Source organism: Lysobacter korlensis, assembly GCF_042434515.1.
Window position 1 is genome coordinate 60,905 of sequence record NZ_JBHLTG010000017.1, and the last position, 14,848, is coordinate 75,752.

The following is a 14,848-nucleotide window of genomic DNA, read 5'->3' on the forward strand; positions in this document are numbered from 1 at the left end:
GCCGCTTTTTTTTGCCTATTCCCGCGACGAAGCTGCAGGCCGCTCACGCAAGCAAAAGCGACTTCGCCAGCGGATCAAATCAAATGGGGCCTGGTTGGCTGTCTCGTCGCCAACGCGGGGACTGCCCGGTTTAGACCGCGACCGCGCCACAAGCTTGGCAGCCTCGGGCAGCGAACAAACGCAACATCCGTGCATTTCTCGCGGCGCAGCTTGCAAAAAAGCGTAATGCGCAGCGGCGGCTATTTCGCAACGATTCCGGCATCGACCAGACGCATCCTAAGCGGCTCTAAGCCGTTCGCGTGCCGACGCCATTTCTGCACGGAGGTCGTATATACCGCCTGCCTGACCTGGGCAGCGCTCGCAGTGGTCGAAGGCGCCTCGTTATCCGACGGCTCGACCACGCCGGATTGCCACTCCAGTCCGCACCAGTCGATGATGCGCCGCGCCTGCGTTTCGATATCGGTCACCACGTCCTCGTAGTGCACGTCGAGAATCGAGCCCGGCATGGCCGCATGCCAATGCGCCATGATTCGACGGTAGGTCGCGTAGTAGGTCGCGAGCTCATCAAGGTCGTACGAGAAGAAGTACGCCTGGTTGAACATCGTCTTGTAGATCGCGTAACAGCTGTCCATCGGATCGCGGACCAGGTGCACGATGCGGGCTGCAGGCAGGGCCTTCCTGATCAGGCCGCAATACATGAAGTTGATTGGCATCTTGTCGACCACGACCCGGCTGCCCGGCGCCGCCTGGCGTGCGGTCTCCAGATAGGCGTGCCCCAACGATTCGAAGTCCAGCGAGAGCGACGCTTCGACCGGCGTCTGCCCCGGCTTTTCGGCCAGTGCGCCGCGAACCGCCGCCGCCAGATGCTCGCCGAAGTCAGGCAGCTCACCCGCCGAGCGCACATCACTATGCCGGCCGAGCATGCGCTCGACGAGCGTGGTCCCGGTTCGCGGCATGCCGACGATGAAGACGATGTCTTCGCCCATCCCCTCCGAGCCCGGCCTCTCGACGCCGTGCATCGCGGGCGTCGAGTAAGTCGACCGGATTGCATCGATCGTAGAACACTCAGCACGGACGTCATATCGAAGCGTCTTCCGCTTGAGCGCGGCCGCTTGGCTCAACACCGCAAACGATCTGTCGTCCTGCGACAGGTCTTCAAGCTCCTTGGCGAGCGCGTAAAGACAGGCGGCGCGCGCAGAAGGGTCGGCAAACCCGGCTCGCAGACGGCTTTCGAGGTCGGCGACGTGGTTGTCGCGCGGTGTCTGGCGACGCAGCGTCGATCGCAGGTAGATCGCATGGCCCGCCTGCGGAGCGACCCGAAGCACTGCATCGAGATTGCGCTCGGCAGCGGCAAAATCGCCAGTGAAGAACTGCGCGCCGGCGAGATCGTAGAGAAGCGCGGGGTCGGAGGAGCCCGGCTCGATCACCTTCAGGAGCACATCGCGGGCGCTCGCCGGGTCGTCACAACTGCCATAGATCCGGCCGGCAGCAACAAGTGCCTGCGCATCGTCGCCGGCAACGGCGACTGCTTCGGCCGCCGTGTTCCGTGCATCCAGGCGGCGCCTGAGCAGTGCAAGTGCATGCGCTTTTCTGAGCAGCAGACGCACTTGCCCGGGCGCGACGTCTACCGCTCTGGAAATGAGATGCAGCGCCGCCTGCGGGTTGCCCTGGGCGAGCCGAACTTCGCAACCCAGGAGCAGCGCCTGCGGGTCCGTCGTGCCCGACGCGATGAGCGCATCGGCCAGGCGCGCAGCCTCCACGACGCGGCCCTGCGATAGCAGCCGGAACCCCGTCTCGACCTGCCGTTCAAAACTATCGGGCGGGGCGGCGCCGAAGGAAGATGCCATCACGATGTCCAAGCTCCGGTACGTTGCACTGCGTCAGTCCGCGACACGGCGCGCAGCCAGGCGCGGCCGGACCGACGGCGTCCAGGAGCTCCATTCGCTCCTCCATTGGCATTGTGCCTGCTCGAGCGCCAGCCGGCGCCGCTCACCGGACCGCGACTACCAAGTTTGCCGAAGCGATGCTTGGACTCAGCGACTCCGCATGCATGCGATCAGCGCAGCGCCTGGAACTCCCGGGTCGCGGCGGACAGTGCCCTGACCATCTCGCGCTCTCCCGCGGACAGCAAGGGGTTCCACACGTCGAAGATCAAGACCACGCGCAGTTCGTCGCTGTCATTGCGGGCTTCGTGCTCAATGCTGTCGTCGAAGACGAGCACCTCGCCCACCTTCCAGCGGCGCTCCTCGAACCCGACCCGGTACAGGCAGTGGTCGGGCACCACGAGGGGTAGGTGGACAATGACGCGCGCGTTCGTCTCACCCTGGTGGGGAGGAATACGGGTGCGGGGCGCAAGCGCCGAAAACATCGCGTTCGGACAGAGCCCGCCGATGTCGGCCATGTCGACGTCGGCGAGAGCCTGCGCGGTCTGCGGACACTTTTGCAGATGCTCGGTAATTGGCTGCCCATTCTCCCAAAGGAAGTAACTGCTCCAGCGCGTGGAGTGGTTGAGTTCGTGCCACTGGTTGACCGGCGAGCCCGGCGCGTATGCAACGTACGGCCTGAACGCGTCGTGCTGCGATGACAGCGCCGCGTGCAGCTCAGCAGTGATCGCCTCGGTCTTCGCCTCTAGCGCTTCCACCCAGTCGAATGCTTCGCGCTCGAAGAACGGAATCGCGGGCAATCGGGGCACGTGCAGCTGGTTGCACTGAGAGTGGTACGGCTGGGACTGCCCGGCGATGATCGCTCCGGCTTCGCGCCAGCGCTGCGCTTCGATCGGTGTGAGCGCTGACAGCCTAGCCCCGGTCCGGTCGGCTAGGAACTGCGCAAGCTCGTGGCCGTAGCGTTGTTTGAGTTCACGCCCGTGCTGCAGTTGGGCGCGTAACGCCGCCGGCCAGTGCGGTTCTGGGGGAGCGACCTTTAGTGCGTTGCCGTAGACCAGCGCCGCTGCTTTACCCCGGCCGTGGCGCTCAAGGTAATCAGCTTTCGCCAGCAGGCCCGACAGGAAGTACGGGTCCGCCGCAAGCGCCGCGTCGATCGCGCGGAGCTCACCTGCGCTGTCGCCCTGCTCGCGCAACACGACGCTGAGCGAAAGCAACACCACGGGGTCGCCCGGCGCCGCCTCGTGAGCGTCCTGCAGCAGTCGGCGTGCCTCGACCAGTTCCCCGCGCTTGAACGCGTGTACACCGAGACTGTAGAGCGCGCGCGGATGTTTGGGGTCCAGCGAAACAACCTGCCGCCACAAGCGCTCGGCGTCGCCCCACCTGCCCTGGTTGACCGCGGCCGACGCGGCGTCGGCCAGTGCACGGATTTGACTCATCGAAGCTCCTCAAGGGGTGACTGCGGCGGCACTGCTCTCGGCCACAGGTCGCTATTTCCCTTGGCTCGAGCCAGCATGTCGAAAGCGATCGTCGTTCGAGCGTGCGCGTCCTCGAACGGCACAGTGCCATGCCAGACGAAGGACGGAAACAGTGCCAACTTCCCCGCTTCGGGCCGGATCACGCGTCTCGGCGGTAATCCGAGCTCAAGTTCAATCGGAGGTTGCCCGAACTGGATCCAACCGGCTTGCTCATTCCGCGTCCCCGATCGGACGCTCGGCGGCAGGGCGACATAGAACGCCGAGCTGAGCCACCCTTCGGGGTGAATATGATTGGCGTGGCGACCGGAGGACTGCAGCTTCACCGACCACGACCCGCCGATCCGTACAAATCCTCTATTGAGGCGGAGGAACGGATGCCGATCGTCGACCGGCAGGCCCGACAGCCACCCCTCGACCGCACGAAGCAACGCGTCGCGCGTGGCAGCCAACAACGGCTCCGGCCGCCCGAACAGCCGGCCCGGCGTCTGTGAGCCGCCGCGTACGCTCTGCTGCAGCGGCGCTCTTCGCGCCTTGTGCAGAGTGTCGAGAACGTCTTCGAGCGACGCGAGAAAGCAGTCTGGGTCTGCGCAACCGGCCGGCGGCTCGACGTCGACGAGAGCGACGTGCCGCTCGTAGTCGCACAGCCAGCGCTCGCGCGGATCGTCGAGCAGTCGCCACGCCGTACCGAGATAGGCCCACGCCTCCTGATTTCCGGGGTCTTTTCCAGTCGCCTCAGTTGCGACCTGCGCGGCGGCGTCATACCGCCCGGTCCGTAGAAGATGGCGCGCGTACACGTTGAGGAAGTTCGCACTGTGCGTATCGAGGCTGCGATAAAGCTGTTCGTACAGGACGCCCGCTTTGTCGAGCTCGCCGAGCATGCCAAGAGCGTCCGCCTCGAGCAGTGCAACCTCGGGATCCGGCGACCTGGCCTGCATCATCCGGATGTGAGCGAGCGCCTCTTCGGGTCGACGCGCGGCCAGCAGGAACTGCGCAAAGGCCGCGCGCAAGCGCAAATTGTCGGGCTGCCGTGCGAGCGCTGTGTCGAACAGCGCCGATGAATCTTCTGCTTGCTCCGAGCCATACTCCCAGACCATCGTCGCGAGCGTCACCAGACCGGGCACGAACTCCGGAGATTCGGTTACGACGGCACGTGCCTGGCAGATCGCCTCATCCACGCGTCCACTGTCCAGCAACGCACCTGCCAGTGCGTCCGCCAACTCCGCAGACCAACCGTGTGTGCGAATGACGCTCTCGAAGCATGCAACCGCCTCCACGGGCCGTCCCGACAGGCGCAGCACGGCGCCAAGATTGACCATGGCCACGCGGTCGTCGGGCTGACGCGCGAGGACGGCCCGGAACGCGGCCTCCGCATCGTCCAGCTCGCCGGTCGTGCGCAGTGAATGACCGAGTGCAAGCCAGGCGGGCACCGCGTTCGGATCAAGGGCAACCGCGCGTCGGATGGCGAGGATGGCATGCTCATGCAGGTCGGCCGCGCGCGCGGTGATTCCCAGTTCCAGCCAGAGTTTCGGCGAGTCAGGGACTGCATCGACCGCGCGCTGGAGAACGACGAGCGCTTCGTCGAAGCGCCGGGTCTTGCGCAGCAGGTTTGCGTAATTCCCCGATATGAGCGGGTGGTGGGGAGCCAGCGCGAGTGCGGTACGAAACGAGGCGTCCGCCGCAGCCGGGTCACTCGCACACAGCGTCAGGGCCAGCAAGTGATGCGCATCGGGTGACGATGGCACCTGCTGAGCCAGACGTTCTGCAATCGCGCGGGCTGCGGTGTGGTGGCCTGACTGAAGCGCCGTAAACGCGCTCTGTAGTTCGCCCAGTTGCGCCGCGGTGAGAACCAGCGCGGTGGCAGGCGACGGCATCGGCTTACTTGATACGCCGCGCCCGCAGTGCGATTCGGTCGGGCGTCACCAGCAGGTAGCTGCCCATCGCCGCTTCCCGGATCACGACCTGGTCGCCGCGCTCCAGATGACCTTTCATCGTCACTTCCGTCAGTAACCAGATCTGCCCGTTTTCGAGATTGACCGTCCGCTTGCCCGTGGCACCGACACTCACGCCAGCCACGCGGCTCTCGATGCGGTCCGGCGCGACGGCCCGCATCCGCTCAGGCTCATTCTCACGCATCTGCACCTTGCTCAAGCCGAAGTCCTCAAGCCCGCGCTTACGTTCGGCCTCAAGATCCTGCGCACGGGTGCGGACGCCGGCCGCCGGCGGAAACGCCGCGTCGTAGCAGACCAGACGGTCAGCGGGGTCGACCACCGTGGCACATGCATGCGGCTCGGATTGGGAGGCCTGGGAGACCAAGGGCACGGCCAGCACAATCAGCACACACGCCACACGGACCTGCAGCATTCGACTCGGCACGGCGTTCCCTCTCTCGGCATAGCGGCACGACCCGGGATGCCGCGGTCGTGGCAGGCACTTATAATATCGCAACGCTTTCGAGAGTTGAGCAGCCTTGAGCCTGAAGCAGTGGGAAACCTATTACCGCGGCGGCGCGCTTGCGACCTGCCCCACCGCACCGGACGGCGGCTACGATTTCGAAGTCCGTGCCGCATGGGTCGAGTTCTTTTCAACGCAGCCCGATGGTGCGCGCATTCTGGATATCGGCACCGGCAACGGCGTGGTCGCACTGATCGCGTTGGAGACCGCAGCGCAACTGGGCCGGAATTGGGAGATCCACGGCATTGATCTGGCGGCGATCGATCCGCCCCGCTTCGTCGCCGACGGCGAGCGTCGATTCGCCGGCATCACGTTCCATGCGGGCGTCGCCATGGAACGACTGCCGTTCGACGATGCGAGCTTCGATGCGGTAGGCGGCCACTACGCGCTCGAGTACGCGGCCGACAGCAGTCGAGCCCTCTCGGAAATACATCGCGTACTCAAGACGGGCGGCGATTGCCAGTTCGTGCTGCATCACCCGGATTCGGTTTTCATGCGCAGTGCGCAGGCCGCGATGCGCGAGGCCGAGCTGGTGTTCACGCAAACGAAGATCTTTCGGCGGCTCCACAGGCTGGTCGCGATGGATCAGGTGGTACCAGGCGCTACCGAGCGCGCGTCGACAGAGTTGCGCGCGGCGATCCGCGCTCTGAAACAGGCGTTGCAGCAGGCCCAGGTATCGGGCGGCGGCCGGGTTCTCTCGGTCGCGCTCAATGCGGTGCAGACGCTTCTGGTTGCACGCAAGGAAATGCAGCCGCACGCCGCCGCGCTCAAGGTCGACCGCGCCGAGGCCGATCTGCGCGCATCCGTGCGTGGGCTGAGTGACCTCATCGAGCACGCGCGCGGGCCTGAGGACATGGACAAGCTCGAGCGTGAAGCGGCTGCAGCAGGTTTCAGCCTGATCGAGCACATGCCGCTCTATCACGCGGCGCAGAACCTCGTGGGGTGGCAGCTGCTGCTCCACCGCCCGTGAGGGCCAGACGGAGGTCATCGTGAGCGAGCGGAGCGAAACCCTGTTCCGGGATGCGGCGATGCTGCAGAGCCGCGGACGTCGTGCGGACGCGATCGAACTTTTTCAGCAGGCGTTGGCGCTCCAGCCCAGCCTGAGCGAACGCTGGTACGAGCTTGGTTACATGCTCAAGGCCGAAGCGCGATACGAGGAGGCGCTCGACGCCTACGGCCAAGCGCTTGCCTGTGGCGTCTCGCGTGCCGAAGAGGTGCATCTCAACCGCGGCGTGATCTACTCCGACCACCTGCGCCGCGACGCCGACGCCGAACACGAGCTACGCGCCGCCCTCAGCCTCGCGCCCGACTACCTGCCCGCGCAGCTCAACCTCGGCAACCTGCACGAGGAGCGCGGCGAAAAAGACGCGGCACTCGCGTGCTATGACCGGGCGCTGGTGAGCCCTGTGCCCGCGAACCGCCCCGAGGAAAACGAGCTCCGACTCGAGGCGCTTGCGCGTATTGCGAAACTGCGTCCGCCCGCGAATCTCAACGATCCAATTATTGCCCGGCTGCACGAAGCCACCGCGGTACCGTGCAGCAAGATGGTGCGCGCGAACCTGTTCTTCGCGCTGGGACAGGTCTACGACAGGCTCGGCGCGTACGAGCTTGCGTTTGACGCGTTCGCAAAAGCGAACCGGTGGCTCGTGCGCGAATCCGGACGCCAATACGACCGCGCGCACTCGACGCGTCTGACCGATGCACTGATCCATTCCTTTGGCGCACCGAGCGCAGACGACGGCGCAGTTCCTACCGCCGCGGGTGCGGGCGCGGAGCCGTTGTTCATCTGCGGCATGTATCGCTCTGGATCGACGCTGATCGAGCAGGTGCTCGCAGCACATCCACAGGTCACGGCCGGCGGCGAACTGGACTACCTGCGCCGGCTGGCGGCCGTGCGCCTCGCACCGTTCCCCTCGTCGGTGACTGCCCCGGATGCAGAGCGCGACGCTGCTCTTGGCGCGGAGTATCGCGCGCATCTCGCCAAGCTGTTCCCCGATGCGGTGACGGGCCGCTTCATTACCGACAAGCGGCCGGACAACTTCATTCTGGTCGGGCTCATCAAGCGGATGTTCCCGGCGGCGAAGGTGATCCACACGGTGCGCAATCCGCTGGACAATGGCCTGTCGGTATTCATGCAACACCTGAACTTACAGGTCGCCGGATATGCGGGGGACCTGGGGGACATCGGGCATTACTACGGCGAGTACCGGCGCCTGATGAGTCACTGGAAGGCTCTGTACGGCGACAGCGTGTACGAGTTCGACTACGACGCATTCGTCCGTGATCCGCGGCCCGAGCTCGAACGCTTGTTCGCGTTCCTCGAGCTGCCTTGGGATGATCGCTGCCTCGATTTCCACCGCCTTGGAAATACCGTCAAGACCGCAAGCTACTGGCAAGTCCGCCAACCTCTACACGCGAACGCATCCGGCCGCTGGCGTCATTACAGTGCGCATCTGGAGCCGTTGCGGCAGGCATTACTTCAGGGTGGCGTTGCGGTCAACGCAGACTGAGCTGCCTGCGGAAGCAACCCCGACCGTCTGCTGACACAAAAGCGCCACATCCGGACCGCCGGATGTGGCGCTTTTTTTCAGTCGCGGATTCGGCTTTTCCATCAAGCCGCTGAGGCGGGCCTACCGCCTCAGCGCGGCGCTGTCAGTACAGCGCTTGGGCAATTCGCCGCTGCTCATCCTTCAGCGCCTGCGGCATGCGCGGGCCGTACTCTTCAAGGTAGCCGCCGATGCTGTCGAACTCGGATTTCCAGCCGTCCTTGTCGAACCCGAACAGTACGCGCCGCGCCTCGTCGGACAGCTCGACGCCTTCCAGGTTGAGGTCGCTGTCAGAGGGCAGGTAGCCGATCGGCGTCTCGGTCGCGTTGGCCTTGCCGTCTACGCGGCCAATCATCCACTCGAGTACGCGCAGGTTGTCCCCGAAACCCGGCCACAGGAACTTGCCGTCGCTGCCCTTACGGAACCAGTTGACGTGGAAGATCTTCGGCAGCTTGACGTCGTCGCGGTCGAACGATAGCCAGTGCGTGAAGTAGTCAGCGAAGTTGTAGCCGCAGAACGGCTTCATCGCCATCGGGTCACGACGCATCACGCCGACCTGGCCAGTCGCGGCGGCAGTCGTCTCCGAGCCCATCGCGGCGCCGACCAGCACCCCGTGCGTCCAGTCGCGAGCTTCGAACACCAGCGGCACGAGTGACGCGCGACGGCCGCCGAACACGATGGCCGAGATCGGCACGCCTTCGGGATTCTCGGCCTCGGGCGAGTAGCTCGGGCACTGCTTGGCCGAGACGGTGAAACGCGCGTTCGGGTGCGCGGCCGGACGCTTGGCGGCGTCGTACGGCTCGCCGCGCCAGTCGAGTGCGGGCTCCTGGTCGTTGTCGATGCCTTCCCACCACGGCTGGTTGTCGGCCGTGACGCCGACATTGGTGAAGATCGTATTGCTCTGGATCGACTTCAGCGCGTTCGGATTCGAGCTCTCCGACGTACCCGGAGCGACGCCGAAGAAGCCGGCCTCGGGATTGATCGCGTACAGGCGGCCATCCTTGCCCGGACGCATCCAGCAGATGTCATCGCCGACGGTGGAGATCTTCCAGCCATCCTTGCGGTAGCCCTCCGGCGGGATCAGCATCGCGAGATTCGTCTTGCCGCACGCGGACGGGAAGGCGGCGGCGATGTAATGCTTCTCGCCCTGCGGGTTCTCGATACCCAGGATCAGCATGTGCTCGGCGAGCCAGCCCTCGTGCCGCGCCTGGTGGGAGGCGATGCGCAGGGCGTGGCACTTCTTGCCAAGCAGCGCGTTGCCGCCGTAGCCCGAGCCGTAGGACTTGATCGTCAGCTCTTCGGGGAAATGCATGATGAAGCGGCGGTTCGGGTCGAGCTCACCGATCGAGTGCAGACCTTTCACGAAGCGGCCTTCGCGCTCGATGCGCTCCAGCGCCGGCGCGCCAATACGGGTCATGATGCGCATGTTCGCGACCACGTACGGGCTGTCGGTAATTTCCACACCGCAACGCGAGAGCGGCGAGTCGATCGGGCCCATGCAATACGGGATCACGTACATCGTGCGCCCTTCCATGCAGCCGTCGAACAGCGCGTCCATCTTGTCGTGGCCGTCGGCCGGCGACATCCAGTGGTTGTTCGGACCGGCGTCTTCCTTCTCGGACGTGCAGACGAACGTCAGGTGCTCGACGCGCGCCACGTCATCGGGATGCGAGCGGTGCAGCCAGCTGTTCGGATGCGTCTTCTCGTTGAGCGGGACCAGCGTTCCGTCGGCCTGCATCAACGCGATCAGCCGGGCGTTCTCCTCGTCCGACCCGTCGCACCAGACCACCGCATCCGGGCGCGTCAGCGCGGCGACCTCGGCGACCCACGCATTGAGCGCGGGCAGGCTGCTGCCATTGAGGTTCGGGATCGGGGTGGGTGCAACGTCCTGGGTGATCGCGTTCATTGGTGCTCCTCCCGGCCCGGGCCGGTTACTTCAGATAGATGGGATCAGCGTGGCCATCACGTGCTCGACGTATGCCTCGAACTCGTCATGCTGCAGACGCGCGTGGTGCAACTGCAGGTTCAGCTGTAGGAAGCCGACATAAGCCGCATAGGCCAGGCGCGCGCGATGCTGTGCATCGGTGCGACCAAGGCCGGCTTGCCGGAACGACGCGGTCAGATAGTCCAGCCGGCGCTGCGAGACCCGTCCGATCACCGGCTGGACGGCCGGGTGGTCGAGTGCCTTGAGCAGTTCGGAATAGATGACGTGCGACGTGTACTCGTGGGCTACGAGATGGAATAACGCACGAAGCCGTTCGCGCGGGTCAGCTACCGCTTCGAGCGACCCGAACACCGATTCCTGTTCGACTTTTTCCCAGCGTTCCAGAGCTGCGACGAGCAGCGCATCGCGCGAAGGGAAATGCCAGTAGAAGCTTCCCTTGGTGACACCGAGCCGGCGTGCGAGCGGCTCGACGGCGACAGCGGCGACCCCCTGCTCGGCGATGAGGTCCAACGCGGCCTGAGCCCAATCGTCGGCATTGAGACGACCGGCACGGTCGGGCTTGGCGTTGGCTGCAATCGAATTCATGACGGGTGATTCTAACCATACGCACCCGCCCGGCACAGTACGCAGTCGGCGCAAAACCGGTTGACACGGAGCTTTCGCGATAAACATACTCCGGCGTATGTTAGTGTTTCCCACGGTTCGGACACTCCCTCAAGAGCTTCCCAGCCGCCCCCTTCCAATGTCCCGTCGGCCTATGCCGGAGCCCTTATGAGCATCGCAGCCCCCTTTCTCGCCCTCATTCTGATCGGTGCGATCGCGGCCTATCACCGGTTGCGCCTAGCTACCTGGACCGCCCTTTCGGCCTCCGTACTGGTCGCCTGCTGGCTTCTTGGCGCCAACGCCGTCGCCACGCTGGTGGCAACGGCGCTGCTGCTGGCGGTCGCGTTGCCACTGCTGCTGCCGCAGATCCGCATCCCGTTCATCACCAAACCGCTGCTGCGGGTCTATACGAAGATCTTGCCGCCGCTGACCGAGACCGAGCGCGTCGCACTCGAAGCCGGCACGGTCGGCTGGGAAGGCCAGCTGTTCTCGGGCAAGCCCGACTGGAATGTCCTGCTGAGCCAGCCAAAGCCGACCCTTACCTCCGACGAACAGGCGTTCCTCGATGGTCCGGTCGAGGAACTCTGCCGGATGACGAACGACTGGCAGATCACCCATGTTGAAGCCGACCTCTCGCCCGAGGTCTGGGACTTCATCAAGAAGAACAAGTTCTTCGGGATGATCGTGCCGAAGGAGTACGGCGGGCTCGGGTTCTCCGCGCTGGGCAACCACAAGGTGATCCAGAAGCTGGCGTCGGTGTCGTCGGTGGTCAGCTCGACGGTCGGCGTGCCGAACTCGCTCGGCCCGGCCGAGTTGCTGATGCACTACGGCACGCAGGAGCAGAAGGACTACTACCTGCCTCGCCTGGCAGATGGACGGGAAGTGCCCTGCTTCGGCCTGACCGGCCCGTGGGCCGGCTCGGACGCGACCTCGATCCCCGACTTCGGCATCGTCACGATGGGCGAGTGGAACGGCGCCCGCGTGGTCGGCGTCAAGCTCACGTTCGATAAGCGCTACATCACGCTCGCGCCGATCGCGACGCTCATCGGCCTCGCGTTCCGGATGTACGACCCGGAAGCCCTGCTCGGTGACAAGCAAGACGTCGGTATCACGCTTGCACTGGTGCCGCGCGAGACGCCTGGCGTCGACATCGGTCGCCGCCACTTCCCGCTCAACTCGACGTTCCAGAACGGCCCGATCCAGGGGCGCGAGGTGTTCATCCCGCTCAGCCAGCTGATCGGTGGCGAAGCCTACGCGGGCAAGGGCTGGCAGATGCTCGTCGAATGTCTGTCGATCGGCCGCTCGATCACCCTGCCCTCGACCGCAAGCGGCGGCGCGAAGATGGGCGCGATCGTGACCGGTGCCTACGCCCGTATCCGCAAGCAGTTCGGTCTGTCGATCGGCCGCTTCGAGGGCGTCGAGGAAGTGCTCGCGCGCATCGCGGGCAATGCGTACACGATCAGCGCGCTCGCCGAGGCCTCGGCCGCGGCAGTCGCGCGTGGCGAATTGCCGGCGGTGCCGTCGACGATCGCGAAGTACCACTGCACCGAGCTCGGCCGCGAAGTCATCAAAGACGCGATGGACATCCACGGTGGCAAGGGGATCATCCTCGGCCCGCGCAACTACCTGGGCCGCCAGTGGCAGGCATCACCGATCTCGATCACGGTCGAGGGCGCGAACATCATGACCCGCACGCTGATGATCTTCGGCCAGGGCGCGATCCTGTGCCATCCGTGGGTGCTGAAGGAGATGAAGGCGGCGGGCAACCCCGACCGCGAGCAGGGCCTGCGCGATTTCGATGCAGCGCTCTTCGGCCACATCGGCTTTGCGATTTCGAACGCGGTGCGCTCGCTGTGGTTCGGCCTGACGGCAGCCAAGCTCGGTGCCGCCCCGGGTGACGCGTACACCCGCCGGTACTACCGCAAGCTCAATCGTTACTCCGCGGTGCTCGCGCTGCTCGCCGACACCTCGATGCTACTGCTCGGCGGCAAACTCAAGTTCAAGGAGTCGCTGTCCGGTCGCCTCGGCGATGTGCTCAGCCAGCTCTACATCGCCAGCGCACTGCTCAAGCGCTACGAAGACCAGGGTCGGCCAGAAGCGGACCAGCCGCTGCTGGCGTGGTCCTTCCACGATGCGATGCACAAGATCGAAGTGGCGCTGTCCGGTGCGCTCCGCAACTTTCCGGTCCGGCCGGTGGGCTGGCTGCTTTGGGCTCTCGTGTTCCCGCTCGGCCGCCGCGCGGAAGCTCCGGGCGATCGCCTGAGCCATCGCGCCGCATCCCTGCTGATGGCGCCGAACGAGGCTCGTGACCGCCTCGCGGTAGGGGTATTCACGACGCCGACCGAGAACAATCCGGCTGGTCGCATCAACAGCTATTTGGCCAAGGTGATCGCGGCCGAACCGGTCGAACGTAAGTTCCTCAAAGCGGCAAAGGGCACCCAACTCCGTACCCTTAATTTCGCGGCGCAGCTCGACGAAGGTGTGCGCGAGGGGTGGATCACCAACGAGGAGCGCCGCCAGCTCGAGGAGTTGCGCGAGATGACGATCGACACCATCAGCGTCGATGATTTCGATGCCGAGCAGCTTCGCTCCACCGCGTACCGGCCCACACCGGAACAGGCAGCAGCGCGCGAAGCAGCCTGATCACGTAAGCCCCCCGTCAAGCAGACACTTCAAAAGTAGAACTCTCAGCGTGTTGGGTGCGGTACTCGGCAGGCGTCAAGCCGCCGAGCGCGTCGAGGGGTCGGGTCTCGTTGTAGTCGAGCATCCACCAGTGCACGGCCTCGCGGACGTCCTCAAGGCGTGCAAACAGGTGTTGATCCAGCACCTCTTCGCGGAACGTACGGTTGAAGCGTTCGATAAAAGCGTTCTGGTTTGGCTTGCCAGGCTGGATGTACTGGATTGCGACGCCGTTGGCCTTGGCCCATGCGGTAAAGGCTTCGCCCAGGAACTCCGGCCCGTTGTCCGAGCGCACCACCTGCGGCAAGCCGTGATCACGTTTGAGCTGCTCGAACACGCGCACAAGCCGGTTGGAGCTGATCGACGTATCGACCTCGATGTGCAGGACCTCGCGGTTGAAGTCGTCGACCACGTTGAAGGTTCGAAAGCGTCTTCCGCACGCCAATGCGTCGCTCATGAAGTCGACCGACCAGACGGTGTCGGCTAGCCGCGGCACGTACAGCGCCACCCGTTCGCGCTTTGGAAGGCGTCGCTTCGCGGCCCGCCGCAGGTTCAGTCGCATCGCTTTGTACACCCGGTAGATCCGCTTCGGGTTCCAGTCCGGCCGAAGTCGGCGCAACTGGTCGCTGCACTTCCAGAAGCCGCGGCTGGGCCGCTCCTCCACCAGCTTCGCGAGCGCCGCGATCAACTCCGCATCGCGCACCGTCCAGTCCAGCGGCGGTGCATACCAGGCGGCACGCGACAGCCCGAGGTAGCCACAGGACCGGCTCAGCGGCCGCGCGTGCACTTCGGTCAGAAAGCGCACCGCCCCACGCTTCTGGGCCGGCCCTACAGTTTTTTTGCGATCAGGTCCTTCAGCGCGGCGTTGTCCAGCGCCATCTCCGCGTACATGCGTTTGAGCTTGGCGTTCTCGGCTTCGAGCTCTTTGACCCGTCGCAGTTCGGACGCTTCAAGACCGCCGTACTTGCTCTTCCACTGGTAGTAGGTCGCGGTGCTGATACCGGCCTGTCGACACAGGTCCTTTACCGACACGCCAGCGTCCGCCTGCTTCAGGATCGAGATGATCTGGCTTTCGCTGAACTTTGAAGTGCGCATGGAACCTCCTGGCTGGGGAAACGATGCCAGAAAGTTCTAGTTATGAGATGTCTGCCTGCCGGGGGAGCTTACGGAGGCGTTCGACCCGTCGCTTCCCGCGTATCGCGACGTGATGGTCGTCACTTACACGGCCTTGGACCGCTGAGCGCGGGCAAGCGGGCGGATCGTCAA

The 14,848-nt window shown here is 65.0% G+C and carries 10 protein-coding genes; 3 read left to right on the forward strand and 7 right to left on the reverse strand.

All coding sequences use genetic code 11. The features are described 5' to 3' along the window. Nucleotides 1-239 precede the first annotated feature (239 nt). The 4 genes from ACFFGH_RS33375 to ACFFGH_RS33390 form a co-directional block, all read right to left on the reverse strand. On the reverse strand, nucleotides 240-1,847 hold the full coding sequence (locus ACFFGH_RS33375) for a tetratricopeptide repeat-containing sulfotransferase family protein (RefSeq protein WP_386677062.1): 1,608 nt from the start codon (nucleotides 1,845-1,847) through the stop codon (nucleotides 240-242). A gap of 209 nt (nucleotides 1,848-2,056) precedes the next feature. Continuing rightward, complete coding sequence (locus tag ACFFGH_RS33380; RefSeq protein ID WP_386677064.1) at nucleotides 2,057-3,319, reverse strand: aspartyl/asparaginyl beta-hydroxylase domain-containing protein; 1,263 nt, start codon at nucleotides 3,317-3,319, stop codon at nucleotides 2,057-2,059. Then, nucleotides 3,316-5,229, reverse strand: a complete 1,914-nt coding sequence (locus ACFFGH_RS33385) for a tetratricopeptide repeat protein (RefSeq protein WP_386677066.1) — start codon at nucleotides 5,227-5,229, stop codon at nucleotides 3,316-3,318. The genes ACFFGH_RS33380 and ACFFGH_RS33385 overlap by 4 nt, the downstream gene beginning before the upstream one ends. A 4-nt stretch (nucleotides 5,230-5,233) precedes the next feature. Further along, a complete protein-coding gene (locus ACFFGH_RS33390; RefSeq protein WP_386677068.1) occupies nucleotides 5,234-5,719 on the reverse strand; it encodes a hypothetical protein in 486 nt (161 codons plus the stop codon). A gap of 106 nt (nucleotides 5,720-5,825) precedes the next feature. Here ACFFGH_RS33390 and ACFFGH_RS33395 point away from each other — a divergent pair, with 106 nt between their 5' ends. Further along, a complete protein-coding gene (locus tag ACFFGH_RS33395; RefSeq protein ID WP_386677070.1) occupies nucleotides 5,826-6,779 on the forward strand; it encodes a class I SAM-dependent methyltransferase in 954 nt (317 codons plus the stop codon). 19 nt (nucleotides 6,780-6,798) lie between these two features. After that, a complete protein-coding gene (locus tag ACFFGH_RS33400) occupies nucleotides 6,799-8,319 on the forward strand; it encodes a sulfotransferase family protein (protein WP_386677072.1) in 1,521 nt (506 codons plus the stop codon). A 142-nt stretch (nucleotides 8,320-8,461) separates the two neighbouring features. On the opposite strand, the gene ACFFGH_RS33405 is transcribed toward ACFFGH_RS33400, so the two are convergent. Continuing rightward, nucleotides 8,462-10,261, reverse strand: coding sequence for a phosphoenolpyruvate carboxykinase (GTP) (locus ACFFGH_RS33405; RefSeq protein WP_386677074.1), 1,800 nt, complete (start codon nucleotides 10,259-10,261; stop codon nucleotides 8,462-8,464). Between the two features lie 30 nt (nucleotides 10,262-10,291). Continuing rightward, entirely contained in the window at nucleotides 10,292-10,885 is a 594-nt protein-coding gene (locus ACFFGH_RS33410) for a TetR/AcrR family transcriptional regulator (protein ID WP_386677076.1), read from the reverse strand. A gap of 186 nt (nucleotides 10,886-11,071) precedes the next feature. Here ACFFGH_RS33410 and ACFFGH_RS33415 point away from each other — a divergent pair, with 186 nt between their 5' ends. Next, nucleotides 11,072-13,546, forward strand: coding sequence for an acyl-CoA dehydrogenase (locus tag ACFFGH_RS33415; RefSeq protein ID WP_386677078.1), 2,475 nt, complete (start codon nucleotides 11,072-11,074; stop codon nucleotides 13,544-13,546). A 16-nt stretch (nucleotides 13,547-13,562) separates the two neighbouring features. Here the strand turns inward: ACFFGH_RS33415 and ACFFGH_RS33420 are convergent. Further along, nucleotides 13,563-14,677, reverse strand: a protein-coding gene (locus ACFFGH_RS33420; protein ID WP_386677080.1) for an IS3 family transposase whose coding sequence is annotated in 2 segments (ribosomal slippage) — nucleotides 13,563-14,425 and nucleotides 14,425-14,677 — 1,116 coding nt in all. Because the reading frame shifts where the segments join, the coding sequence is not laid out codon by codon here. Between the last annotated feature and the right edge of the window lie 171 nt (nucleotides 14,678-14,848).

What these genes read in the sequence shown, in the direction of transcription:
- ACFFGH_RS33405 (WP_386677074.1), bottom strand. Translation starts at nt 10,261, where the DNA reads ATGAACGCGATCACCCAGGACGTTGCACCCACCCCGATCCCGAACCTC.
- ACFFGH_RS33385 (WP_386677066.1), bottom strand. Translation starts at nt 5,229, where the DNA reads ATGCCGTCGCCTGCCACCGCGCTGGTTCTCACCGCGGCGCAACTGGGC.
- ACFFGH_RS33375 (WP_386677062.1), bottom strand. Translation starts at nt 1,847, where the DNA reads ATGGCATCTTCCTTCGGCGCCGCCCCGCCCGATAGTTTTGAACGGCAG.
- ACFFGH_RS33390 (WP_386677068.1), bottom strand. Translation starts at nt 5,719, where the DNA reads ATGCTGCAGGTCCGTGTGGCGTGTGTGCTGATTGTGCTGGCCGTGCCC.
- ACFFGH_RS33410 (WP_386677076.1), bottom strand. Translation starts at nt 10,885, where the DNA reads ATGAATTCGATTGCAGCCAACGCCAAGCCCGACCGTGCCGGTCGTCTC.
- ACFFGH_RS33415 (WP_386677078.1), top strand. Translation starts at nt 11,072, where the DNA reads ATGAGCATCGCAGCCCCCTTTCTCGCCCTCATTCTGATCGGTGCGATC.
- ACFFGH_RS33380 (WP_386677064.1), bottom strand. Translation starts at nt 3,319, where the DNA reads ATGAGTCAAATCCGTGCACTGGCCGACGCCGCGTCGGCCGCGGTCAAC.